The sequence below is a fragment of the Streptosporangium sandarakinum genome, from assembly GCF_013409935.1.
Classification (GTDB): domain Bacteria; phylum Actinomycetota; class Actinomycetes; order Streptosporangiales; family Streptosporangiaceae; genus Streptosporangium; species Streptosporangium nondiastaticum.
In genome coordinates, this window is sequence record NZ_JACCCO010000002.1 from 1000267 (window position 1) to 1024348 (window position 24082).

Here is a 24082-nt window from a genome sequence, read left to right on the forward strand (position 1 = left end):
CGGGTAACAAGAAAAGCGCTCCCTTGCTGCAAACTTAATGCCAGGGTTAAGCTATGAGCGGGGTTGGATGGCAGGTGGTGTTGATCGCCGAGGTCGCCGACTGATACGACCGGTTGTGCCAGGACGACTGGTATAGCGCCGGGCAGGTCGAAAACGCCATAGACATGCTGGTGCGGGTCGGGCCGACGCTGGGCCGGCCGCTGGTGGACCGCGTCAAGGGGGCTGATAACCATCACTTGAAAGAGCTGCGGCCTGGTTCCATGGGTAGGAGCGAGATTCGCATTCTGTTCGCCTTTGATCCCACCCGCCGAGCGGTGCTGCTGGTCGCCGGCGACAAGGCCGGAAACTGGGATCATTGGTATGAGGAAAATGTGCCGCTGGCGGAGAAACGGTACGCCGAGCACATAGCGGAATTGGCGACCAGGGAGCACGAATGAGCACGGTCGACTGGGATGAGGTGAAGCGGCGGGCACGGGAGCGGCGTCAGGCCGCCGGGCTACCCGTGCAGTCGGAGGCCGAGAAATCCGCCGCGATGGACCGGCTTGCCGCGGAGGTCAGGGCGTACAAGCTCGCGGAGATCAGACGTGAGCAGGATCTGACCCAGCGCGATGTGGCGGACACGATGGGGGTCTCCGGCCCACGAGTCTCAGCCATCGAGCATGGCGAGGTGGACCGCGTGGAAGTCGCGACCCTGCGATCATACGTCGAGGCCCTCGGCGGGCGGCTCCGCGTGGTGGCGGACTTCGGCGACGCCGAGTACATCGTCGCGTAGCCGGAACGGGAGGTTCCCAGCCCCGAACGCCGGGACGCGGCCGGAAGGAACGCTCGATCAGCGAGGGAGTCTCCTCTGAATGTGGCCGGCGCGTATCTCGGTGGATATCCCGGCGTCGGCGCGGCAGGATCCTCATTGTCCCCGGGAAACGAGCCTCGGGGACGGCCGGCCGGCCACCGCACGGCACGACCCCGGCGAGGACGGCGGAGCCTCACCCGGGACCCCCGAGGAGACCCCCATGGAAGCGATCCTGCGCGCCGCGAGCCAGGCTGCGGGCGTCGAGCTGTCCGAGCCCGTCGATCTGGGCGGCAACCCCCGCAGCACCGTGCTGCGCTGCCGTACCGCCGAGGGAGACAGCGTGGTCGTCAAGGCGTACGCCGCCGAGCCCGACGCGCTGCGCGGCTTCACCGCGGAGGCCGCCGCGCTCTCGCTGGGCCTGGCCGGCCCCGGGCTGCTGGGTGTGGACCCCGCCGTCCCGCTGCTGGTGATGGCCGACCTCGGGACCGCGCCGACCCTGGCCGACGTGCTCCTCGGGGACGACCCGGAAGCCGCCGTGGACGGGCTGCTGGCCTGGGCGGGCGGGCTCGGCCGGCTGGCCGCCGCATCGATGCCCCGGCGGGCCGACTTCGCCGAGCTGCGGGCCCGGTACGGCGGGCACCCGGCGGACCCGAACCGGGATGGCGAGCTCCCGGCGGGCCAGGTCCGGCACGGCACGCTCCCGGCGGAGGACGAGTCGTGGATCGCGGGACTCGCCCCCGGGCTGTCCGGGCTGCTCGACGAGGTCGGCGTCGCCGCGCCGCCGGGGCTGGCGGAGGACATGGCGCTGGTCGGGACGGTGGACCACGACGAGTACCCGGCCTTCACCCCGGGCGACACCTGCCCCGACAACAACCTGCTCACCCCGGACGGCCTGCGGCTGATCGACTTCGAGTCGGCGGCCTACGAGTCGGTCTTCCTGACCGCCGCGTACTGCCGGATGCCCTTCTCCTCCTGCTGGTGCGTCTTCACCCTGCCGGACGGCATGGCCGAGAAGATCGAGGAGGTGTACCGGGCGGAGGTCGTCACGATCTACCCGGCGCTGGCCGACGACGCGGTGTGGCACGCCGGGGTCCGCCGGGCCGTCGCCGTCTGGACGACGCACATGACGGTGTTCCTGCTGCCCCGGGTGGTGGAGGAGGACAGGTTCATGCACCGGACGCGGCGGCCGGTGTCGACGATGCGGCAGGTGCTCCGGCACCGCTGGGAGATGGCGAGCGCGCTGACGGAGTTCCCGGCGTTCGCCGAGACGATGCGCCTGCTGCTGCGCGAGGTGGCCGGCCCGTGGAAGGTGACCCCGCTGCCGGGCTACCCGGCGTTCGGCGGCTGAGCGAGCCCTCCGGGAGGCGGCGGCTTCCCGCCCTGACACGGCAGGACACGATCGCCGCGGCCGACGCCGTCCCGGTCGCACCGGCCGCGACCCGGCCGGTGCGGCCACACGGGGCGGGTCGCCGCCGTGGCGTCAGCGGGTCCTCGCCACCTCGGCGGCGACCGCGCGGAACGCCGTCAGGGTCTCACCCTGGTCCGCCGGGCCGGACAGCCCGCCGTCCCCGTCGCCCCGGGGGCCGGAGACGGACGACTTGACGATGACGACCCTCTTCCCGGGTGAGACGTAGATGTACTGCCCGCCGAAGCCCGCGGCCATGAAGTCGCCCTCGCCGCCCTCTCCGAGCCACCAGTGCAGGCCGTAGGCGGGGTTGAAGGGGGCGGAGGGCCTGGTCGACCCCCTGACCCAGGAGGCCGGCACCACCTGGCGTCCGTGCGCCCTGCCGTTGTTCAGGTAGAGCAGGCCGAACCGGGCGAAGTCGCGGTCGGTCGCGTGGTAGCAGCAGTAACCGAGGCTGTCCCCGTCGCCGTCATGGGTGATACGGGCCGTGGACGCCATGCCCGCGGGCTTCCAGATCATCTTCTCGACATAGCGGTGGTACGGCACGCCCGTCGCCCGGCTCACCAGCCTGGCGAGCACGAAGGAGTTCATGCTGGTGTACTCGAACCTGGTGCCGGGTTTCCAGCCGTTCACCCGGCGCGCCGCCAGTTCCCCGACCGACCGGCCGCGCAGGGCCGCCAGGTGCGTCCTCAACACGTCGGTCCTCTCGTCCCACTCGATCCCCGACGACATCCGCAGGAGATCGCGGATGGACACGCCGTCGTAGCCCGAGCCCCTCAGCTCGGGCAGATACCTGGTCACCGGGTCGCCGATCGAGTGGATGCGTCCCTCCCCCAGTGCGATGCCGACCGCGGCCGAGGTGAAGGACTTCCCGACCGACCACGACTGGAAGCGCGTGTCGCGGCCGGCGCCGTCGTAACGCTCGTACACGATCTTCTGGTCGTCGAGCACGACGAAACCGTTGGTCCTCGTGCGGGCGAGGAAGTCGTCGAGGGTGTGCGTCTTCCCGCCGAAGGTGTAGCGCACGGGGAGCGGCCGGGGCGCGCTCCGCAGCGTGACCGGGTTCCCCGACGGCCGCACGAGGTCGGACGAGGCCGGCTCGGCGGGGGCGTACCGGACGGACGCCGGAGGAGGAGCCGCCGCGGTGGTCGCCGGGAGGGCGAACGTCACGGCGGTCGTGGTCACGCAGGCGGCGAGGAGTCCCTTGGGCATCGAACGGCTCCGCGGAAACGATCGAGTCGGGGTACGGGGACGGGCGGGATCGGGCTCGGGCTCGGAACACTCGGCTCCGGCAGAGATGACGGCCGGTTTCCATGGTAGATCTCCGGTAAGCCCCGCGGGCGGGGATTTACCCCGGATCCGGCGAGGTCCTCCCCGCGGACGGAAACAGCCGCCGGTCGGTGGACCGGCGGCTGTCCGAGGCTCTCGGAAACCGGCGGGGGTCAGCGGGTCCCGCGGACCTCCACCTTCTCCTTGCGGTAATTGTTGCCGTTGCCCTCCGGCTTGTAGTTTTTCTCGACGTTGCCGGCGATGTCCACGGCGAACCAGCGCACCTCGGTGGTCTTCTCGACCGTGATCCGCTGGGCTCCCTCACGCATCCCCGCGGCGGCGAGCTTGGGCGAGCTCAGGGTCGGCCGGCTGCCGTCCAGCGTGTAGTACACGTTGGCGGGCTCGTCGACCTCGAACGTGAACGTGGTCGAGGTGCCGGTCCGGCCGGTCACCTTGAGGTCCGACCCGGGACGCTCCCTGTCGTCGGCGAAGGCCTTGGCGACCTCCAGGATGGCGATCTGGCCGCTGGCGAACTCCATCGCCTCCTGGTGCCCCTCGGCGAACTCCGGCTGGAAGCCGACCGCCTGGAACCGCTTGGTCGCCGGGTCGTAGACGTCCGCGCCGACCTCGAAGTCCCAGCCGATGATGCCCCGGTTGAACCAGTGCTCGTCGGCGCTGTTGCCGGCCGCGGAGTACAGCACGTCCGGCACCGGACCGGTACGGCCCGGCCAGATCCCCGTGCCGCGCCAGGACTGGACCGCGGAGAGGATGTGGTCGGAGGCGCTCCGGAAGAAGTTCTCCGTACCGAAGCCGACCCGCGGCAGCAGTTCGCGTCCGGCGGTCTTGTACGCGCCCGGAGGCCACATGAATTGACGTGCTCCCCGGCCTGAAGGCCGGGGATTCAGCCCGTGCCGCTCCGGCGAGCACACCATCGCCGAACGCAGGTGGGGCGGCCCTTCGCTGTCCTGGTGCCCCGCACCTGGTGGACCGAGCAGCACGAGCAAACCGGTCAGGGCATGCTCACGCCCTGGCGGGCACTCCCGCGCGGGCCTTCACCCCCGCATCTGAAGGCCGAAGCACCGGCCCGCACTTCGGTAGCTCCTCGGCCTCCTGCGGGCTCAGTACGGCGTGCACCTCGATGCCGTCGTCGAGGGGCTTCTCGTACTCCGCGAGGTCGACGCCCATGGAGTTGAGCCGGTCCACACCGGCCTGGTCCGGGACGATGACGCGCAGCAGCGCCACGCCGTTCTGCTCGGTGCCGGACCGCCGGTCGGGTGCGACCTCGCCGGCCGTGGGAGACGGGTCGGCGAGAACGGGGACCGCGGTGAAGCCGAGGACGAGGGGCAGGGCGAGTGCGACCGCGACACGACCGGCTCTCCTGCCGCCGAGAGAGCTCCTCATCAGAGCTTCCTCTAATTGGCACGCTTCCCCGGGTGGGGGGTCACCCCGGCATGAAGCGTGCAATTGGCAAGAATCTTCACCAGAAGGCGGATTTTCGTCAAGAACAAAAATCTGCCCACTCGGTGGCCGCGTCGCCGCGCGTGAACCTTCGCGGGAGAGCCCGGAGGTCACCGCCCACGGCCGCGCGTGAACCTTGACGGGAGAGCGCGGAGGTCACCGTCCACGGCCGCGGGTGACGGTGCGGCGCCGTACGGGGCCGGTGAGGTCAGTCGCCGGTGGAGCCGTTGACCGCGTAGTTGAGAGCGACGTCGCCGGGCGTCGTCACCTTCTCCTCCGGAGGGGACACGATGCGGGCCTGGGTGCCCCAGTCGGTCAGGCGGGTGTCGCTGACGTGGACGACGTCACCGGTGACCCCCTTGTAGCGGGGCTCGGTCCAGGAGCTCCACGCGCGGCGCACGAGCTGGTCCTGCCCGAGCCAGAGCCGCCACGAGAGCTTGGCCTTCAGGCGCGCGGCGTCGAGGGGCGCGCCGGACGCGAGGCGCAGGCCGGGGAACGCCTTGCGCAGCCCGGCGAAGGTGATCTTCCCCTGGTAGAGGGTGGTGCGGATGCCGTCGTGGGTCCCGCCGGAGCGCTTGGACGCGGCGGTGGCGAGCAGGGCCTTGATCACGGCCGGGTCGTCGAGCGCGAGGCTGCCGGACGTGAGGTCGGGACGGGCCGCGTCCTCGGAGACGACCCAGTCCTTGCCCGCGGGCAGGGTCGGGAAGAGCGCCCCGGTGCCGTAGGCGCGGTCGGCGAAGGAGATCCACCGCGTGGTGCCGTCCGTCGAGTCGGTGGCGACGACCCTCCCGTCGCCGAACTGGGCGACGCCCTCGGTCCGCGAGACGGTCCTGCGGCCGCGCTGCGACCCGGAGACGACCGTGTCGGTGATGGTCTCGGCGAACTCCACGCCGCGGCTGCCGCCGAGCTGACGCTTGAGCGCGTCGGCCGCACCGGAGGCGGTGGAAGCGGCGGAAACGGTGGGAGCGGTTGCGGCGGATCCGGTGGCGGCCTGGGCGTTCGCGACGCCACCGAGTCCGATGGCAACCGGGGCCGTCAGCGCGGCGGCCAGCACGGCGAGCCGCCGCCCCCTCGAAGTGGCCTTCATCGAAAGCGCCCTTTCCTGTCGTCACATGCCGCCGTCCGGCGGAAACCGGCGTTTGATCTTCGCAATTGAAGATCACAATACGGTTACGACAGGTTTAACCTTTCCATCACGTGACATCCCGTCGAAGCCCCGCCACACCCCTCGGCTTCGGACGGGCCCGCGCCATCACTCCGGACGCCTGAGTCGCTCCCCGGCCGACCGCGTGACCGCGTGGCGGATTCAGCCCCGGCGGGCGATGGTGACGATCACCTGGCTGGCGTCGGTGACGGGACCGCGGAACCAGTCGCCGTACTGCCCCTCGACGGCGAAGCCGGCCTCGGCCAGGAAGGCGTTCAGCGCGGGCACGTCCAGGAAGCGCAGGGTGGTCCGGTCGACGTACAGGACGGCGCCGTCCGGCTCGGCGGTCGTCTCGGTGAACGTCACGACGTCGCCCACGACCGACTCGACCTCGTGCCACACGCGCAGGGCCCGGCCGGAGGCGTCCACGACATCGGCGGCGTTGCCGTCATCGGAGCCGTCGGGGGTCCAAGTCTCCCACGCCCGCGCCTGCGGGTGACGCGTCTCGAACGCGAACCGGCCGCCGTCGCGCAGCGCCGTACGGATCGCGACCAGTGACGCGCGCAGCTCGTCGTCGCCCACGAGGCACTGGAACGCGTTGCTCGCCATCGTCGCGAGGTCGAACTCCCGGTCCCAGGAGACGTCGGCGGCGGTGCCCTCGTACCACTCGATGTCGGTCCGGCGGCGGGCCCGCTCCAGCGCGGCCCGGTTCGGGTCGATCCCGGCGAGCCGCCCGGAGTGCCCGCACTCCCGGGCGTGATGCAGCATCGAGCCCGTGCCGCAGCCGACGTCCAGTACGGCGTCGGCGGCCATCACGAGGTCGTGATGGAAGGCGTCGGAGGGAAATCGGGCGACGTCCCAGGGATACATCAGGTCGTACAGGGCGGCGGCGTCAGCGTCGGAGAACACCCGGGCAGTATTCACCGGCCATGGTCCGCCGCCAACCGGTTATCCGCCCACGGGGCCCGCCGCCGATCTATCGCGACCCGCTCCCCCGTGGCCCGTTCCTCCGGTGTCCGCCAGGGCGGGAGACGTAACGCGTCCGGTCATGGTCGCCGGGCGGGAAGCGGCGGACCATACGGAAGGGACCGGTGGGCGAAAGAGACCGGGGGCGAAAGAGCACCGAGGCAAAAGCCGCCAAACGCGCGAAACCAGCAATACCGATCAACAGGACAATGCGCCGTCCGGCCCGACCGGAAGCGCCGAATCGGTTACCCTCCGCAGTTACAGGTCAACAATCTGCAAAGAAGGCACTCATGGGACGACGACGGACCACCGTGGCGGTCGCCGCCGCGGGGGTGGTGTCCGCCGCGGTGGCGGCGGTGCTGTTCCTGCCCGGCGAGCAGGGGTCGCAGGCCGCGCGGACGGCGGTGCGGACACCCGCCCCCGGAGACCCACTGACCAGCCAGGAGGTCACGCTGGCGAGCGCGGTGGCGTCGGCCGGCTCGCGGGCGCACATGGCCGCCGGCCGGGTCGATCTGCTCTACGTCGAACGCGACGACGACAAGGACGCCGAGGAGCGACGCCAGGCCGACGCCTACCTGTACGACTACGGTTCCGACCGGCTCATCGTGCGGAAGGTGGACCTCGGCCTGCGGAAGGTCGTGGAGGAGACGGTGAAGCAGGGCGTGCAGCCGCCTCCCTCCAAGGTCGAGGAGTCACGGGCCGTCGGCCTGCTGCTGGCCGACCCCCGGTACGGCCCGGCCGTACGGCAGTCCTTCACCCGGGCGGGCGGCCGTGAGCTGCGGTCGCCGTCCGACCTGGGGGTGCGGGGGCTGATCTTCACCCCGGCTCAGGAGGAGGCCGGCGGGGCCGCGCAGTGCGGGACGCATCGGTGCGTGCGGCTGTTCGTCCGGCTTCCCGACGGCACCTGGCTGGACACCAGCCGGATCGTCGTCGACCTGTCCGCCAAGAAGATCTACACCCTGGAATGGTGATCGTGCCCCTCCCCCCGGCCCTCCCCCGTGTCCTCACCCGTTCGGCACCCCGGCTTCTCCCCCGCGCGGCGACCCGGTTTCTCACCCGTGCGGCGACCGGGTCACCACTCCGGTGGAAGCCGCGGGTCCCGTCCCGGCGGGCGTTCCGGTCCGGCGTGCTCGGGGCGCTCCTGCTCCCCCTCGCGCTGCTTCCCGGCGCCGGATGGCGGACCGGCGCGCAGGCGGCGGCCGCCCCGCAGGCGCCGGCCGCGCCGTGCGGCACGCCGTACCGGATCGATCAGGCCATGCCGAACGGCGCGCGCTGGCAGATGTGCTGGGAGATGCGCAACGTCGAGGGGCTGACGCTGACCAAGGTCGCCTACACCCCCAGGGGCAGCCGGGCGGTCAGCGTGCTGCGCACCGCCGCGCTGGCCCAGATCCACGTGCCCTACGACAGCGGCACCCCGCGCTACCACGACATCGGCGCCCTCGGCGCCACCGCCATCCCGTTGCAGGCCGTCGACTGCCCCGGCGGCGCGCGGCGCGGGCAGTTCGTCTGCGTGACGACCCGGCCGCGTGGCCACGCCTACCTGAAGGGCGGCGACGGCGAGCCGGCCAGGACGGCCCAGGGGCGCGAGCTGGTGGTGTTCTCCGCCTTCCAGGTCGGCTGGTACACCTACCTCGTCGAGTGGGGCTTCTCCGACGACGGCGCGATCACCCCCCGGGTGGGCGCGACCGGCTCGCTGTCGGGGTTCACCACCACCCCCGAGCACGGCTGGCCCATCGGGGTGGGCCGCGCGACGTTCGAGGAGAGCCACAGCCACAACATCTTCTGGCGCCTCGACTTCGACATCCAGGGCAAGCAGGACGACGTCGTCGAGCAGTACGACTTCTCCGGGTCCGGCACGGCCAAGCGGAAGATCTCCCACACCACGTTCACCCGGGAGGGCAAGGCCGTCAACAGCCCGATGCGCTGGTGGCGCGTGGTCGATCCCCGGGTCCGCAACGCCGACGGGCACCCCGTCTCCTGGGAGATCAACAACTCCGAGAGCTCCCAGTACCGCGGCCCGGCGAACGAGAAGTTCACCCAGGCCGACATCTACGTGACCCAGTACCGCGCCTGCGAGCGACTGGCGACCACCAACCCCTCGCCCGGCTGCGCCACGTCCGTGGACCGCTACGTCAACGGAGAGCGGATCACCGACCCGGTGGTCTGGGTCAACGTCGACTTCCACCACGTCGCCCGTGACGAGGACGGCGACACCATGCCGACCCACTGGCAGGGGTTCCGCATCACACCTCGCGACGTGACGGCCAAGAACCCCTACTGAACCCCATGGCCCGGGACGTCAGCCGACGGTGCGGCCGTGGCGGTCTCGGGCCTTGAGCCGGACGGTGGGCATCACGGGCGCCGGGAGCGGATCTTCGTCGCAGCCGTCCACCGTGCCGAAGCGGCGGTCGCCCCGCATCCACTCGTCGCGGGCCCGGACGATCTCCTCGTGGGTGCGTCCCACGAAGTTCCACCACATCACCAGCGGCTCCTCGAACGGCTCACCGCCGAGCAGGAACAGCCTGGTCTCCCCCGCGGTCTCGGCCGCCTCGATGGAGACCTCGGAGCGGCCCCGCCCGAGATAGAGCAGCGAGCCGGGCTCCAGGGCCGTGCCGGCGACGGTCGCGGCGCCGGACATGACCAGGACGGCGTTCTCGAACGCCGGGTCCAGCGGGAGCCGGTGCCGTCCGCCGGTGGGCAGCAGCACCTCCGCGCCGACCAGCGGGCTGTGCACCCGCGCGGGTGACCGTACACCGCCCAGTTCGCCCGCCACGACGGTGACGGTCGCGTCTCCGTCGCGCAGCGTCGGCAGGGCGGGGTGGTGCTCGAAGCGGGCCTCGCCGTGGCGGGCGTCCTCCGGCAGCGCGATCCACAACTGAAGCCCGTGCATGACCGGCGGGTGGTCCGGCGGCGACTGCTCGGAGTGGGCGATGCCGTGGCCCGCCGTCATCAGGTTGAGCTGTCCCGGTGTGATCGGCTGGGCGCTGCCGAGGCTGTCACGGTGCATGATCTCGCCCTCGACCAGCCAGGTGACGGTCTGCAGGCCGGTGTGCGGGTGCGGCGCGATCTGCATGCCGGGCCGGCCGGCGACGTCGTCCGGGCCGAAGTGGTCGACGAAGCACCAGGCGCCCACCATGCGGCGCGGACGCTGCGGCAGCAGCCGCCGCACCGTGGTGTAGCGGCCCAGCGGCACATCGTGCCCGGGGAGGAGGACGCTCTCCGGCTCGGGCACCTCGGCGACCGCGCAGCCGTACACCGCCTGGTCCGCGTCTCGACCGGGATCGCTCATCTCAGGCTCCGGTTCTTCCGGCTGTGGGGTCGGATTCGCCGGCGGGGAGGCCGAAACGGGCCCGCTGGTTTCCGGGCACGAGGTCCAGATAGTCCGGGTGGCGCTCGATGTAGCGGCGGACGAAGGGGCAGAACGGCAGCACCGACAGCCCGGCGGCGCGGGTGGCGTCGAGGGCGCCGCGCACCAGGATCGAGCCCAGGCCGCGCCCTTCGAAGCGCGGGTCCACCTCCGTGTGGGTGAAGGACCGCCTGTCCCCGGCCCGCCGGTACTCGGCGAACCCGGCGACCTCCCCGTCCACGACGACCTCGAAGCGGCTCGCCTCGGGGTTGTCGACGACACGTGGCTCTGTCTGCTCCATGTTCACGATGTTCACGGCTCTCCTGCTCGGTGTTCGCTCATCATCTCGCTCCGTCCCGCGCGCCGCGATCCGGGACCGGCCGGATCGGGGCCGGCGGCCCCGGGTCCGGTCGTTCCGGCGGCTCAGGCGCCCGGCGACTCAGGTGCCCGGCGGCTCGGGCACCCAGGAGGCTCAGGCGGCGAGGGCCGCGTGCATCTCCCACACCAGGATCTCCGCGGGCTCCACGGCCGTGACCCGCTGCCCGCCGGTCGCGGTGAAGCGGACGGCGTCGCCCTCGCCGAGGGTGCCGGCGCCCTCAAGGGTGACCGTGCCCCTGGGCACGAACAGGTGCAGGAACGGCGCCTCGGGGAGCTCCACGCTCCGGCCGGGCTCCAGGCGGGCGGCGTGCAGGGCGGCGTAGCGGTTCTTGATGCGGATGGCCGAGGCGCCGTCGTGCTCGGGCATGCCCGAGGCGACCGGCACCAGGCCGCCGGCCAGCAGCTCGCTCTCGATCTCCAGCTGCTCGTAGCCGGGGACGATGCCGGGCTCGTCGGGCACCACCCACATCTGCACGAAGTGCACCGGCTCGTCGTGGACGTCACCGGAGATCCGCCAGGAGTCGTTCTTCTCCGAGTGCAGGATGCCGGTGCCCGCGCTCATCCGCTGGGCCAGCCCCGGGTAGATGACGCCGTTGTGCCCCTCGGAGTCCTGGTGGACGAGGGAGCCGCGCAGCACCCAGGTGACGATCTCCATGTCGCGGTGCGGGTGGGTGTCGAACCCGGTGCCCGGGCGCACGATGTCGTCGTTGTTGACCAGCAGCACCCCGTGGTGGGTGTTGGCGTCGTCGTAGTGGCCGCCGAAGGAGAACGAGTGCTTGGAGTCCAGCCAGCCGATCTTGGTGGCGAACCGCTCATCGGCGCGGCGGATGTCCACGGCCGGGGTGGGCAGGGTGGTGGTCATGGTTTCCCCTTTCCGGGACGGAGTGTGCTGCTGATCTCGGACGATTCGGTGGGATACGGCGGGCGCCGTACGGTTCTCCGGGGCACCCGTACGCCGGGCGTCACGGAGTTCACCGGTCCCGGACGGCCTGCCGGGGTACGGCGGGCGGCGGGGGGTGCTCCGGGGCGCCGGGTCGTCAGGCGTTCTTGATCGCGGAGACCTCGAACTCCAGGACGATCTTCTCGCCGACCAGCACGCCGCCGGTCTCCAGGGCGGCGTTCCAGGTGACGCCGTAGTCCTTGCGGTTGATCGTCACGGAGCCCTCGAAGCCGACGCGCAGGTTGCCGAACGGGTCGGCCGCCGTGCCCTCGTAGGTGAAGGGGATCGTCACCTGGTTGGTGACGCCCTTGATGGTGAGGTCGCCGGTCAGGTCGAACTCGGTCTCGCCGGTCTGGCGGACGGCGGTGGAGACGAAGGTGATCTCCGGGTGGTCGTCCATGGCCAGGAAGTCGTTGCCGCGCAGGTGCTCGTCGCGCTGGGCGTTGCGGGTGTCGATGCTGGCGGCCTTGATGACGACCCTGGCGGACGAGGCGGCCGGGTCGTCGCCGTTGATGACGGCGGTGCCCTCGAACTCGTTGAACGCGCCGCGGACCTTCGTCACCATCGCGTGCCGGGCGACGAACCCGATGCGGGTGTGGGCCGGGTCGATGGTGTAGGTGCCGGTGAGCTTGGCGAACTCGGTGGCGGTGACGGTCATGACGCTCTCCTTCGCGATCTGCCATCCGGTTGGATGACGTGTCATTCACACGCCCACAACGTACATGACACGTCATTCATTCCGCAATTCCGATGACGTGTCATCCACTTGGGTAGGGTGGGAGGCATGGAAAGCCCCAGATGGCTCCGCGAGGAGGAGCAGCGCGCCTGGCGGGCGTACATACGGATGCACGGGCAGCTGACCGCCCTGCTCAACCGGCAGTTGCAGGCCGACTCCGGCCTCTCCCTGGCCGACTACGGAGTGCTCGTCGAGCTCACCGACACCCCGGACGGGCGGCTGCGTCCCTTCGAGCTCCAGCGCGAGCTGCAGTGGGAGCAGAGCCGCCTGTCGCACCACCTGACCCGGATGCAGCGCCGCGGCCTGATCAGCCGCGAGGAGTGCCCCGAGGACGGCCGGGGGGCGTTCGTCGTGCTCACCGACGCCGGCCGCGAGGCCATCACCGCCGCGGCCCCCGGGCACGTCGAGGCGGTCCGGAGCCTGTTCTTCGAAGGGCTCACCCCCGAGCAGGTCGCCGCGCTCGAACGGCTGTCGACCCAGGTGACGGCCAGGATCGAGACCGCGGCCGGTGACTGCTCCGACCCCGCCTGAGGGCGCCGGCCGTACCCCCCGGCGGCGCCGACCGTACCTCGGTGGCGTCGCCGGCCGTACCTTCCAGCGGCGGCCGTACCTCGGTGGCGTCGCCCTCCGGACGGCCGACATGGCGAAGTGCGCGGCGGAAAACCGGGAAGTACGCGGTGGACGTCGGGAAGGGCGCGGCGGGTTTTGCAGGTGGCGTCCGCCGGGTGGGACGCTACGACCAGGCAGTGGGCAGCCGGCAACGGACGAACGGATTTCCCCGCCTGCGTCTCCTACGTTTTCATGGCACGCATGGTGATAGCGGACACGGGCATGGGTTGAGGTGCCCGGGGAGGGCAGGGTAGGGGACACCGAGTTACGGGAGTGATCCATGAACGCGCACCTGGACCTGAACCGCCTGGCGGGAGGGGCACACCACGACCCGCATTCGATCCTCGGGGCGCATCCCGGGCCGAAAGGCGTGACGGTCCGGGCACTGCGTCCCCTGGCGCAGAAGGTCCAGCTCGTGCTGGACGACCAGGTCCACGACATGGAGCACGTGGCGTACGGGGTCTTCGAGGTGATGATCCCCGGGCTGGACAAGGTCCCGGACTACCGGTTCCGGGTCTCCTACGCCGGGGCCGAGCCGTACGAGATGTCCGATCCCTACCGGCACTGGCCCACGCTGGGCGAGGTGGATCTGCACCTGATCGGCGAGGGGCGCCACGAACGGCTGTGGGAGGTGCTCGGCGCCCGGGTGATGCGGCACGAGGACACCGACGGCGTGGCCTTCGCCGTGTGGGCGCCGAACGCGCGGGGCGTCCGGGTGATCGGCGACTTCAACCACTGGGACGGCTCGGGCCACCCGATGCGGTCGCTGGGCTCCTCGGGGGTGTGGGAGCTGTTCGTCCCGGGCCTGGAAGAGGGCGAGCGGTACAAGTTCTCCGTCCTGGGCGCCGACAGCGTCTGGCGGGCCAAGGCCGACCCGATGGCCCGGCGCACGGAGGTGCCGCCCGCGACGGCCTCGGTGGTCGACGCCTCGTGCCACGAGTGGCAGGACGCCGAGTGGATGCGCCGCCGGGCCGAGCGCGTCGCGGTGAAGGAGCCGATGAGCGTCTACGAGGTGCACCTCGGGTCGTGGCGGCCGGGCCTGTCCTACCGGGAGCTGGCCACCGAGCTGGTCGATTACGTGGTGGACATGGGCTTCACGCACGTGGAGTTCATGCCGGTGGCCGAGCACCCGTTCGGCGGCTCGTGGGGCTACCAGGTGACGTCCTACTACGCGCCGACCTCCCGGTTCGGCACGCCCGACGAGTTCCGCCACCTGGTCGACAGCCTGCACCGGGCGGGCATCGGGGTCCTGGTCGACTGGGTGCCCGCGCACTTCCCGAAGGACGAGTGGGCGCTGGCGCGGTTCGACGGGACGCCGCTGTACGAGCACGGCGACCCGCGCAGGGGCGAGCACCCCGACTGGGGCACCTACGTCTTCGACTTCGGCCGCCGGGAGGTGCGCAACTTCCTGGTCGCCAACGCGCTGTACTGGCTGCGCGAGTTCCACATCGACGGGCTGCGGGTGGACGCGGTCGCCTCCATGCTCTACCTCGACTACTCGCGACGCGAGGGCGAGTGGACGCCCAACCAGTACGGCGGGCGGGAGAACCTCGACGCGGTGGAGTTCCTCAAGGAGATGAACGCGGTCGTCTACCGCGACCAGCCGGGGATCGTCACCGTCGCCGAGGAGTCGACGGCCTGGCCCGGCGTCTCGCGGCCGGCGCACCTGGGCGGCCTCGGGTTCGGGTTCAAGTGGAACATGGGCTGGATGCACGACAGCCTCGCCTACCTGGCGCACGAGCCGGTCTTCCGGCAGTACCACCACCACCAGATGACGTTCTCCCTGATGTACGCCTACTCGGAGAACTTCGTGCTGCCGCTGTCGCACGACGAGGTGGTCCACGGCAAGGGATCGCTGCTCGGCAAGATGCCCGGCGACGAGTGGCAGCGGTTCGCCAACCTGCGCGCGCTGTTCGCCTACATGTGGGCCCACCCCGGCAAGCAGTTGCTGTTCATGGGCGGGGAGTTCGGCCAGGGCTCGGAGTGGTCGGAGACGCGCGGGCTCGACTGGTGGGTGCTCGACTTCGACCTGCACCGGGGCGTGCAGCGGCTGGTGCGCGACCTGAACCGCGTCTACCGGGAGACCCCGGCGCTGTGGACGCAGGACATCTCCCCGGACGGCTTCCGCTGGATCGACGCCGACGACGCGCAGGGCAACGTGCTGTCGTTCCTGCGCCTGGCGCCCGACGGCTCGGCCGTCGCCTGCGTGGTCAACTTCTCCGGCGCGCCGCACGAGGACTACCGCCTCGGCCTGCCGTGGGGAGGCGCGTGGGAGGAGGTGCTCAACACCGACGCCTACGACTACGCGGGCAGCGGCGTGGGGAACTTCGGCACGGTGGAGGCGGTCGAGGAGTCCTGGCACGGCCAGCCGCACTCCGCCCGGCTGCGCGTCCCGCCGCTGGGCGCCGTCTGGCTCCGGCACGCCGGGGAGCGCGTCGAGGACCCGGCCACCGAGGCCGCGGCCGCGCTGACCGCGGCGGCGGCCGTGGTGGAGGAGGTGGCCGAGGAGGTCCTGGCCGAGGAGGGCGCCGGCGACGTCCCGCCCCCGGACGCGGAGCCGATGGTGACGGAGACCGTCGTGGAGTCGGCGGCGCCGGAGACCGTTGTGGGGCCGGTGGCTTCGGCGACCGTCGTGGAGTCGGCGGCGTCGGAGACCGTGGCGGTCACCGGGGGCGGCGAGGGCATGGCCACCGAGCCGTCGGAAGGGGTCCCGGGCTCGGGCGGCTCCGGCCGCTCCGACAGCGGCCGGTAAGTTTTTCCGACTGTCTTTTCACCGCCCTACGGCGGCCCCGGCCGCCGCGCCGCGCCGCGAACGGGCCGGTCACACGCGTTGTGGCCGGCCCGTTCGCCGTTTCCGGGCCGCCCCGGCGGGCCGCAGCCGGTCACACGGCCGCGAACAAGGCATTGACCCCGGGACAACGGGAACCTACGCTCGGTTAATCAATAGGAAACTTTCCTATATTTACGGGGGCTAGGAACTCTCTGACCTGGAGTGACCCTTGCGAAGAATCACCATCGGCTCCTTCATCGCTGCGGCAGCGCTGTTAGTCCCCGTCGGGATCGGCACCGCGACGGCCGCCACCCCGGCCACCGCCACCTACGTGACCGCCTCGGACTGGGGCACCGGTTTCGAGGGCAAGGTCACCGTCAAGGCGGGTACGAGCCCCCTGACGAGCTGGAAGGTCGAGTTCGACCTGCCGGCCGCCAACTCGGTCTCCTCGGCGTGGGACGCCGACATGACCAAGAGCGGCAACCACTACACCTTCGCCAACAAGCCGTGGAACGGCGCCCTGGCCGCGGGCGCCTCGGTGAGCTTCGGCTTCAACGGCGCGCCGGGCGGGCTGTCCGGCGTGCTGAACTGCAAGCTCAACGGCGCCCCCTGCGGCGGCGGCCCCACGGAACCCTCCCCCACGCCGACCGTGACCCCCACGGTCACTCCGACCCCGACCCCCACGGTCACCCCGACCGACGACCCCGGCACCCCGGGCGGCAAGAAGCTCGTCGGCTACTTCACCGAATGGGGCGTCTACGGCCGCAACTACCACGTGAAGAACCTCGCCACCAGCGGCACCGCGGCGAAGCTGACCCACATCCTGTACGCCTTTGGCAACACCACGGGCGGCCGGTGCTCGATCGGCGACTCCTACGCCGACTACGACAAGGCCTACACCGCCGACCAGAGCGTGGACGGCGTCGCCGACACCTGGGACCAGCCGCTGCGCGGCAACTTCAACCAGCTCCGCAAGCTCAAGAAGGCCTACCCGAACCTCAAGGTGCTGTGGTCGTTCGGCGGCTGGACCTGGTCCGGCGGGTTCACCCAGGCCGCGGCCAACCCCGCGGCGTTCGCCGAGTCCTGCTACAACCTGGTGAAGGACCCGCGCTGGGCCGACGTCTTCGACGGCATCGACATCGACTGGGAGTACCCCAACGCCTGCGGCCTGACCTGTGACACCAGCGGGCCGAACGCCTTCAAGAACGTGGTCTCCGCGGTGCGCGCCAAGTTCGGCTCCAGCGCGCTGGTCACCGCGGCGATCACCGCCGACGGTTCCTCCGGCGGCAAGCTCGACGTCACCGACTACGCGGGCGCGGCGGCGAGCCTGAACTGGCTGATGCCGATGACCTACGACTTCTTCGGTGCCTGGGACGCCAAGGGCCCGACCGCCCCGCACTCGCCCCTCACCTCCTACACCGGCATCCCGAAGGAGGGCTTCAACTCCGACGCCGCGATCCAGAAGCTGAAGGCCAAGGGCGTCCCGGCGTCCAAGCTCCTGCTCGGCGTCGGCTTCTACGGCCGCGGCTGGACCGGTGTGACGCAGGCCGCACCCGGCGGCACCGCCACCGGGGCCGCCCCCGGCACCTACGAGGCGGGCATCGAGGACTACAAGGTCATCAAGACCAAGTGCCCGGTCACCGGCACCGTCGCCGGCACCGCCTACGGCTTCTGCGGCGGCCAGTGGTGGAGCTACGACACCCCGGCCACCATCGCCGGCAAGATGACCTACGCCAAGAACCAGGGTCTGGGCGGCGCGTTCTTCTGGGAGACCAGCGGCGACACCGCCAACGGTGAGCTCGTCAGCGCCATGGCAGGCGGACTCCGGTAAAGTTTCGCTCGCTCGGCCCTCCGTGCGCTCAAGGCCGCGGGGGGTCGAGCCATGTCCGGGCCCGGTCCGCCGCGCGCGTCGCCGCGGAAGCGCGCCTCGTGGTAGCCCCGCACGGCGTGACGGGTCCGCTCCGGGGTGTCGGTGGTCATTGCGCCGTCCGTTCCGGCCGGAGTGTCAGTGGTCATCGCGCTGTCCGTTCCGGCGGAGGTGGGCGGAGAGGCGGATCTGGTTGTCGGCCAGCCGCAGGCAGAGGTCGCGGAAGACGACCAGCTCCTCGGGCGTGAATCCGCGGAACATCGCCCGCATGGCCGCCTGCGTGGGCTTACGGAAGGCGTCCAGCCAGGCCCGTCCGGCGGGCGTGATCTCGGCGAGGACCGAACGCCGGTCCGCCTCGTCGGGGACCCGGCGGACCAGGCCGTCGCGTTCCAGCGTGTCCACCAGCCCGGTGACGTTGCGCGAGCTGACCCCGGCGGCTCGGGCGAGCTCGCCGATGCTGAGCCCTCGCTCCTCGCCGTCCAGGCGGATCAGCACGTCGAGCGCGCCCGCGCTGAGCCCCCGGCCCTCGGAGCCGTGGGAGCGCATCCGCTCGACGGCGCGGTGGGCGGTGCGGACGGCCGCGGCCGCCTCGAAGGTGAGCGGATCACCGCCGTCGGTGACGAACCGGGCCATGGTGGCCCTGACCCGGGGGTCGTAGTGGAAACCGGCTGGATCGACCTCGAAATTATGTACGTCATTCATAATGAAAAAATAGATTAGTACATGCTTCCATAAATGATCAACCGGACGCCCCGGGCTACCGCGCCGCCCCTTGCCCCGGCCGGTGCGCCATCCCACGCTCGGGGGCCCCGCGCCGTCTCACACTCGGGAATCCCGCGGCATCTCACGTCCGGAGACCCCGTGCCGTTCCCAACCCGGGCCTCCTCCCACGCCGCCCCACGCCCGGGACCGCCCGCTCCTGAACGCGACCTGAGAAGATCCGGAAATCCGCCGCGAAGGTATTCACCGGAGGCGAGACGCTCCCTAGACTCCGAATCGCCCGTTTCATCCCCCGGAGGACGTGTGCGACTTCGCGCTCTCGTGGCCATGGCGATCATGCTCACCATCACCCCGGCCGCGCCCGCGCTCGCCGCCGACTCCCCGCCCGTCCCGCCTCCGGCCGCCGTCACGGCCCCGGCTCCGGCCGCCACCGGTACGGTCCCGGCTCCGGCCGCCACCGGTACGGCCCCGCCCGAGGGGACGCCTGCCGCACAGGATCCGCCGGTCGCGCAGAGCCCGCCCGCCGTACAGGAGACGCCACCGGCGGAGCGGCCGAAGCTGGAGGCCGGGCTCGGCGGTGAGGACGGCGAAAACGGCGGCGGGGACGGTGGCCGGGTCATCGTCGAGGTGACCGCGCCCGCCGAGGCCGCGCCGGTGGCCGGCGAGGCGCGGACGCTGCCCGGCACCGAGGTCCTGCTGCAGCCGCCGGACACCTCCTTTCTGGTGGTCGAGGGCACGGGCGAGTCCCTGGAGGCGCTGGCCGCCGACCCCCGGGTGGTGTCGGTCCGGCGTGACCGCGCCTACTCCGCCGCCTCGTTGTCCTCCGGGCTGGCGCTGATCGGGGCCGACCGGGCCGTCGCCGAGGGCGCGACCGGCGAGGGCCGGACGATCGCGGTGGTGGACACCGGGATCGACGCCGGCCACCCCGCGCTGAACGGGAAGGTCGTGGACGAGGCGTGCTTCTCGGCGGCCGACGGCGGCGCGAAGTCCCTGTGCCCCAACGGGCAGGGCACGCAGACCGGCCCGGGCTCGGCCGACGCGAAGACGGCGGCGTGCGTGAGCGGCGCGGTCAACCTGTGCGACCACGGCACCCATGTCGCGGGCATCGCGCACGCCGTCGCGCCGGGCGCCGACGTCGTGGCGGTCCAGGTCTTCAGCCGGTTCGACGGCGTCGAGGAGTGCGTGACCGAGGACGCGTGCGTGGGCGCCTACGAGTCCACGATCCTGCTCGCCCTCGACCACCTCATCAGGCTGAAGGACACCTCCCGGCCCGGTCTGGTCGCGGTGAACCTCAGCCTCGGCGGCGGCTTCTACTCGGGGCCGTGCGACGGCGAGCCGGAGATCGGCCCGCTGAAGCAGCGGATCGACGCGCTGCGCGCCCGGGGCGTCGTCACCGTCGCCGCCGCGGGGAACGAGGGCGTGGCGGGCGGCGGCGCACCCGCGTGCGTCTCCAGCGCGGTGACCGTGGGCGCGGTGGGCGACGACGACCGGGTGCCCTCCTGGTCCAACCACGGCCCGACACTGGACCTCTTCGCGCCGGGCCTTGAGATCGACTCCGCGGTGCCCGGCGGCGGCACCGCGGTCTACAGCGGCACCTCGATGGCGACCCCGCACGTCACCGGCGCGCTGGCGGCGCTGGCGCAGAAGTCCGCCGACGCCTCCCCCGACGCGCTCGTCGGCAGGCTGACCGCGGCGGGCCGCCCGATCGTCTACGACGGGGTCACCACCCCGCGCCTCGACGTGTACGGCGCGCTGACCGGCCGGGCGCCCGGCCCGCCGGCCACCCAGGAGCCCGGCGACGGCTCCGGGGACGGTGCGGGGGACGGCCCGGACGACGCCCCCGTCCCGGACCCCAGCTCCGGCCCGGCCCCGAACCCGGAGGACACCCCGGCGCCCGCCGAGCCGGAGCCCGTCCCGCTGCCGACGGTGACGGTCACCGTCACGGTAACCGCCGCGCCTCCCGGTCCCCCGGCGCCCGCGCCCGTCGTCTGCACCCGGGGCAGGGGAGGAAAGCGCCTGACCGCGACGCAGTGGGCCGTCGAGATGACCCGGGGCAAGGGCGTGCTGAGCGACGGGACGCTCGGCTGCTATCTGCGGCTCGTCTCCAAGGCGAGCGCGGTCTTCCCCGAGGTCACCCGCGCCTCCACGCTCGGCACGGCCTACCGGGTGCTGCGCCCGGCCAAGCGGACGGCGCGGGCCGCGCTGGACGGCGAACTGCTGGCCGCCTGGCTGAACTGGGCGCACGGCGCGGCCGGCCTCACCGCGAAGGCCGGCCGTACGGGATCCGCGGGGAGCGCGAAGGCCACGGTCGGGAGCGTCATCGCCACGGCGGAGAAGCGGCGGCTCACCGGCGCCTCGCTCACCTCGTCCACCTCGATGCTGCGGAAAGGGGTGAATGTCCTCCGTATCGCATAAGTAGCTTTTTGGTCGCCTAGGGTGTTAGCCATGGACGCGACCAAGGTGATCATCGATTCCGTCGACCGGTTCCGGCAGCGGCGCACCGCCCCGCTGGTCCTTGAGCTCGACCTCACCGAGGGCCTGCTCGACGGCCCCCCGGCCGACCCGCTGAACGCGGTGCTGTCCATGCGCAGGCCGCGGCTGAGCGACGTGCTGTCCGGCCTCAAGCGCGCCCGGACGGACACGCGGGTCAAGGCCCTGGTCGTCAAGATCGGCACCCGCCCGCTGGGACTGGCGATGGTGCAGGAGCTGCGCCAGGCCGTGGCCCGGCTGCGCGAGGCGGGCAAGCTGACGGTCGCGTTCGCCGAGTCGTTCGGCGAGTTCGGCGCGGGCACCGTCCCCTACTACCTGGCCACCGCCTTCGAGCGGGTCTACCTGCAGCCGTCGGGCGACGTGGGGCTCACCGGCGTCGCGATCGAGCAGCGCTTCCTGAAGGGCGCGCTCGGCAAGCTCGGCGTGGACTACCAGATCGGCCAGCGGCACGAGTACAAGACCGCGGCCAACACCTACACCCAGGACCACATGACCGAGGCGCACCGCGAGTCGATGGGCCGGATCACCGAGTCGATCACCGAGCAGGTCGTCGCGGGCATCGCCGAGGGCCGCGGGATGGAGCCCGCCAAGGTCCGCGAGCTGGTGGATCAGGGACCGTTCATCGGCGCCGAGGCCGTCGAGGCGGGCCTGGTGGACCGGATGGCCTACCGCGACGAGGTCTACGACGAGGTCAAGAAGGCCGCCGGTGAGGACTCCCGGCTCCTCTACGTCGCCCGCTACGCCCGCGGCCCGATCGCGAAGAAGCTGCCCCGCCCCGGCGAGGACGTCGTCGCGCTGGTCCACGGCAACGGCGCGGTACGGCTCGGCCGCAGCGGCCGCAGCCCGCTGGGCGGCGGCGGGGCGATGGGCTCCGACACCGTCTGCGCGGCCCTGCGCGCGGCCCGCGACGACGACCACGTCAAGGCCGTCGTGTTCCGGGTGGACAGCCCCGGCGGCTCCTACGTCGCCTCCGACGCCATCTGGCGCGAGGTGGTGCTGACCCGTAAGGCGGGCAAGCCGGTCGTGGTCTCGATGGGCGACCTCGCGGCCTCCGGCGGCTACATGGTCTCGATGGCCGCCGACGCGATCGTGGCCCAGCCGGGCACGCTCACCGGCTCCATCGGCGTGTTCGGCGGCAAGGCCGTCATCGGCGGGCTGCTGGAGAAGATCGGCATCTCCTCCGAGACGGTCGGCGAGGGCGCCAACGCCGGGATGTTCTCCCCGACGAACGCCTTCTCCGAGGCCCAGTGGGCGCGGGTCAACGCCTGGCTGGACCGGGTCTACGACGACTTCGTGGCCAAGGCCGCCGAGGGCCGTGACCTGCCGCGCGAGCGCGTCCACGAGCTGGCCAGGGGCCGGGTCTGGACCGGCGCGGACGCCCACGCGCACGGGCTCGTCGACGAGCTCGGCGGCCTGGAGGACGCCCTCGCCCTGGCGCGGAAGAAGGCGGGTGTCGCCGCCGACGCCCCGGTGCGGGTCTACCCCAGGCTGAGCCCGCTGGAGCGGCTGCGCCCGGCGGAGTCGAGCGAGGACAAGGCCGCCGCGCTGTCCCGGGTCCGGCTGGAGTCGTGGGGTTCGATCTCCCACCTCGCCGCCGAGCTGGGCCTGCCGTCGTACGGCCCGCTCATGCTCCCCGGCTCCTGGACGATCCGCTAGCCGTCGGGTCCCGGCGCGTCAGCGGGTGTCCGGGCCGCCGGCGGGGCGGTAGCGGCCGCGGAGCCGTACGAGCGGGGCGAGCGACGGCTCGACGTAGCTCACGCCCAGCACCCGGGCGATGTAGAGCGTGTGGTCGCCGGCCGGGACGACGTGCGTCGTCTCGGCCTCCAGCGCGGCCACGCCGCCCTCCACGACGAGCGCCCCGCTCAGCTCGCCCCGGTGGTGCGGCGTCCCGGCGAGCAGCAGCCGCGCGCCGGGACGGCCCGGGGTGGCGAAGCGGCTGGCGATCGCCTTCTGCCCGGCCGACAGCACACTGGCCGCCCAGCGGTCGCGGCGCAGCAGCAGCTCGTTGAGGTATCCGGTGTTCGCGAGGCTCACCATCACCAGCTCGGGGTCGAGCGAGACGGACGTGAAGGTGCCGACCGTGCCGCCCACGTCGTCGCGTTCGTCGTTGACGGTGACCACCGTCACCGCGGTCGCCACCCCCGCCATGGCCTCGGTGAACTCGCTCATACCGTCATCATCCCGGACCTCCGGGCCCGGTGCCGCCACGCGACCGGGCCCGGATGGAGGTCAGGAGGCCAGGCCGTTCTTGGTCAGCCAGTCCTTGGCGACCACGGCGGCGTCGTCCTTGTCCACCGCGACGCGCTTCATCATGTCGACGAGGGTCTGGGTGTCGAGCTTGGCGGAGATCGCGTTCAGCGTGGTCCGCACCGTGTCGTTCGCGGCCGCCTTGTTGACCAGCGGGGTGACGTTCTGGGCGCTGAAGACGTTCTTGGGGTCCTCCAGCGGGACCAGGTCGTTGAGCACGATCTTCGGGTCGGTCGTGAAGACGTTGCCGGTCAGGACCGTGCCGCTCTTGACGGCGTCGGCGGTGGTCGCGCCGGTCGGCTTCCACTCCTTGAACTCCAGGCCGTAGACGTCCTTGAACTGGGCCTCGCGCCGCTTCTTGAACTCGGGCGGGCCGCCGACGGCGTTCTGCTTGGAGACCTTGGCGAGGTCCTCGATCGTGGTGAGCTTGTACTTGGTCGCGCTCTCCTTGGTGACCGTGAGGGAGTCCTTGTCCTCGGCGGCGGCCGAGTCGAGGATCTCCACCTCGGCCGGGAGCTTGGCCTTCAGCTCGTCGTTGACCTCGTCCTTGGACGCGGCCGTGGTCTTCGGGTCGATGAACGCCAGCAGCGCCCCGTTGTACTCGGGGAGCACGGTCAGGCCGCCGCTCTTGACCTGGTCGTAGACGATCTCACGGCTGCCGATGTTGGGCTTCTCCTCGACCGCGACGCCCTTGGCCTCCAGCGCCTGGGCGTAGATGGAGGCGAGCAGGACGCTCTCGGGGAAGTCGAAGGAGCCGACGACGGCCTTGCCGCCCCCGGAATCCGATCCCGAGCCGGAACCGGTGGTGGCCGGGCTCGCGGAGGCGCTGGTCAGGGGGTCTCCCCCGCCGCACGCGGTAAGTGTGAGCGCCGCGGACAGGATTACCGCCGCGGTGCCGAACAGACGCTTCATCGTGCATTTCCCTTTCAAACGGGGGGTTATTAGTA

Annotated in this window: 22 protein-coding genes; 10 read left to right on the forward strand and 12 right to left on the reverse strand. The window is 71.8% G+C overall.

Annotation, left to right across the window (positions count from 1 at the left end; genetic code table 11):
• Window positions 1–113 precede the first annotated feature (113 nt).
• The 3 genes from HDA43_RS22970 (at window position 114) to HDA43_RS22980 (ending at window position 2138) form a co-directional block, all read left to right on the forward strand.
• Complete coding sequence (locus HDA43_RS22970) at window positions 114–437, forward strand: type II toxin-antitoxin system RelE/ParE family toxin (protein ID WP_246424489.1); 324 nt, start codon at window positions 114–116, stop codon at window positions 435–437.
• Entirely contained in the window at window positions 434–772 is a 339-nt protein-coding gene (relB, locus tag HDA43_RS22975) for a type II toxin-antitoxin system RelB family anti-toxin (RefSeq protein ID WP_179825034.1), read from the forward strand. Before HDA43_RS22970 ends, relB begins: the two co-directional genes overlap by 4 nt.
• A gap of 238 nt (window positions 773–1010) precedes the next feature.
• A complete protein-coding gene (locus tag HDA43_RS22980; protein WP_179825035.1) occupies window positions 1011–2138 on the forward strand; it encodes a hypothetical protein in 1128 nt (375 codons plus the stop codon).
• 132 nt (window positions 2139–2270) lie between these two features.
• Here HDA43_RS22980 and HDA43_RS22985 read toward each other — a convergent pair whose 3' ends face one another.
• The 5 genes from HDA43_RS22985 to HDA43_RS23005 all read right to left on the reverse strand — a co-directional run bounded on the left by HDA43_RS22985 (window position 2271) and on the right by HDA43_RS23005 (window position 6975).
• Window positions 2271–3407, reverse strand: a complete 1137-nt coding sequence (locus HDA43_RS22985; protein ID WP_179825037.1) for a serine hydrolase domain-containing protein — start codon at window positions 3405–3407, stop codon at window positions 2271–2273.
• A gap of 230 nt (window positions 3408–3637) precedes the next feature.
• Window positions 3638–4330, reverse strand: coding sequence for a chitobiase/beta-hexosaminidase C-terminal domain-containing protein (locus HDA43_RS22990; RefSeq protein WP_179825038.1), 693 nt, complete (start codon window positions 4328–4330; stop codon window positions 3638–3640).
• 154 nt (window positions 4331–4484) lie between these two features.
• Window positions 4485–4865 (reverse strand): hypothetical protein, encoded by a 381-nt coding sequence (locus HDA43_RS22995; RefSeq protein WP_179825040.1) that lies wholly within the window; start codon window positions 4863–4865, stop codon window positions 4485–4487.
• A 265-nt stretch (window positions 4866–5130) separates the two neighbouring features.
• A complete protein-coding gene (locus HDA43_RS23000; RefSeq protein WP_179825042.1) occupies window positions 5131–6009 on the reverse strand; it encodes a hypothetical protein in 879 nt (292 codons plus the stop codon).
• 219 nt (window positions 6010–6228) lie between these two features.
• Entirely contained in the window at window positions 6229–6975 is a 747-nt protein-coding gene (locus tag HDA43_RS23005) for a class I SAM-dependent methyltransferase (protein WP_179825044.1), read from the reverse strand.
• A gap of 347 nt (window positions 6976–7322) precedes the next feature.
• Here HDA43_RS23005 and HDA43_RS23010 point away from each other — a divergent pair, with 347 nt between their 5' ends.
• Entirely contained in the window at window positions 7323–8003 is a 681-nt protein-coding gene (locus HDA43_RS23010) for a hypothetical protein (RefSeq protein WP_179825046.1), read from the forward strand.
• 155 nt (window positions 8004–8158) lie between these two features.
• Window positions 8159–9313: a copper amine oxidase gene (locus HDA43_RS23015; protein ID WP_312873499.1), complete on the forward strand. Its 1155-nt coding sequence runs from the start codon at window positions 8159–8161 to the stop codon at window positions 9311–9313.
• 18 nt (window positions 9314–9331) lie between these two features.
• Here HDA43_RS23015 and HDA43_RS23020 read toward each other — a convergent pair whose 3' ends face one another.
• From HDA43_RS23020 to HDA43_RS23035, 4 genes are all read right to left on the reverse strand, one after another.
• The gene (locus tag HDA43_RS23020) at window positions 9332–10321 is read right to left on the reverse strand and encodes a pirin family protein (RefSeq protein WP_179825048.1); all 990 of its coding nucleotides are present in this window, start codon (window positions 10319–10321) and stop codon (window positions 9332–9334) included.
• A gap of 1 nt (window position 10322) precedes the next feature.
• Window positions 10323–10679 carry a GNAT family N-acetyltransferase gene (locus HDA43_RS23025; RefSeq protein ID WP_179825049.1) on the reverse strand — a complete coding sequence of 119 codons (357 nt, stop codon included), beginning with the start codon at window positions 10677–10679 and terminating at the stop codon, window positions 10323–10325.
• Window positions 10680–10850: 171 nt separating this feature from the next.
• A complete protein-coding gene (locus HDA43_RS23030) occupies window positions 10851–11618 on the reverse strand; it encodes a pirin family protein (protein WP_179825054.1) in 768 nt (255 codons plus the stop codon).
• A gap of 175 nt (window positions 11619–11793) precedes the next feature.
• On the reverse strand, window positions 11794–12354 hold the full coding sequence (locus HDA43_RS23035; RefSeq protein WP_179825056.1) for a YceI family protein: 561 nt from the start codon (window positions 12352–12354) through the stop codon (window positions 11794–11796).
• A gap of 126 nt (window positions 12355–12480) precedes the next feature.
• On the opposite strand from HDA43_RS23035, the gene HDA43_RS23040 reads away from it, so the two are divergent.
• The 3 genes from HDA43_RS23040 to HDA43_RS23050 all read left to right on the forward strand — a co-directional run bounded on the left by HDA43_RS23040 (window position 12481) and on the right by HDA43_RS23050 (window position 17642).
• Window positions 12481–12963 (forward strand): MarR family winged helix-turn-helix transcriptional regulator, encoded by a 483-nt coding sequence (locus HDA43_RS23040; RefSeq protein WP_179825058.1) that lies wholly within the window; start codon window positions 12481–12483, stop codon window positions 12961–12963.
• Between the two features lie 358 nt (window positions 12964–13321).
• Complete coding sequence (glgB, locus tag HDA43_RS23045; protein ID WP_179825060.1) at window positions 13322–15793, forward strand: 1,4-alpha-glucan branching protein GlgB; 2472 nt, start codon at window positions 13322–13324, stop codon at window positions 15791–15793.
• A 247-nt stretch (window positions 15794–16040) separates the two neighbouring features.
• Complete coding sequence (locus HDA43_RS23050) at window positions 16041–17642, forward strand: glycosyl hydrolase family 18 protein (RefSeq protein ID WP_218912376.1); 1602 nt, start codon at window positions 16041–16043, stop codon at window positions 17640–17642.
• 174 nt (window positions 17643–17816) lie between these two features.
• Here the strand turns inward: HDA43_RS23050 and HDA43_RS23055 are convergent, their stop codons facing one another.
• Window positions 17817–18380 carry a MarR family winged helix-turn-helix transcriptional regulator gene (locus tag HDA43_RS23055; protein ID WP_179825062.1) on the reverse strand — a complete coding sequence of 188 codons (564 nt, stop codon included), beginning with the start codon at window positions 18378–18380 and terminating at the stop codon, window positions 17817–17819.
• Between the two features lie 321 nt (window positions 18381–18701).
• Here HDA43_RS23055 and HDA43_RS23060 point away from each other — a divergent pair, with 321 nt between their 5' ends.
• Together HDA43_RS23060 and sppA are read left to right on the forward strand one after the other, a co-directional pair.
• Window positions 18702–20813: a S8 family peptidase gene (locus HDA43_RS23060; protein ID WP_179825064.1), complete on the forward strand. Its 2112-nt coding sequence runs from the start codon at window positions 18702–18704 to the stop codon at window positions 20811–20813.
• 30 nt (window positions 20814–20843) lie between these two features.
• Window positions 20844–22544, forward strand: coding sequence for a signal peptide peptidase SppA (gene sppA, locus HDA43_RS23065; RefSeq protein ID WP_179825066.1), 1701 nt, complete (start codon window positions 20844–20846; stop codon window positions 22542–22544).
• 18 nt (window positions 22545–22562) lie between these two features.
• On the opposite strand, the gene HDA43_RS23070 is transcribed toward sppA, so the two are convergent.
• Both HDA43_RS23070 and HDA43_RS23075 read right to left on the reverse strand, forming a co-directional pair.
• Window positions 22563–23057, reverse strand: a complete 495-nt coding sequence (locus HDA43_RS23070; RefSeq protein ID WP_179825068.1) for a flavin reductase family protein — start codon at window positions 23055–23057, stop codon at window positions 22563–22565.
• Between the two features lie 60 nt (window positions 23058–23117).
• Window positions 23118–24047: an ABC transporter substrate-binding protein gene (locus HDA43_RS23075; RefSeq protein WP_179825070.1), complete on the reverse strand. Its 930-nt coding sequence runs from the start codon at window positions 24045–24047 to the stop codon at window positions 23118–23120.
• Between the last annotated feature and the right edge of the window lie 35 nt (window positions 24048–24082).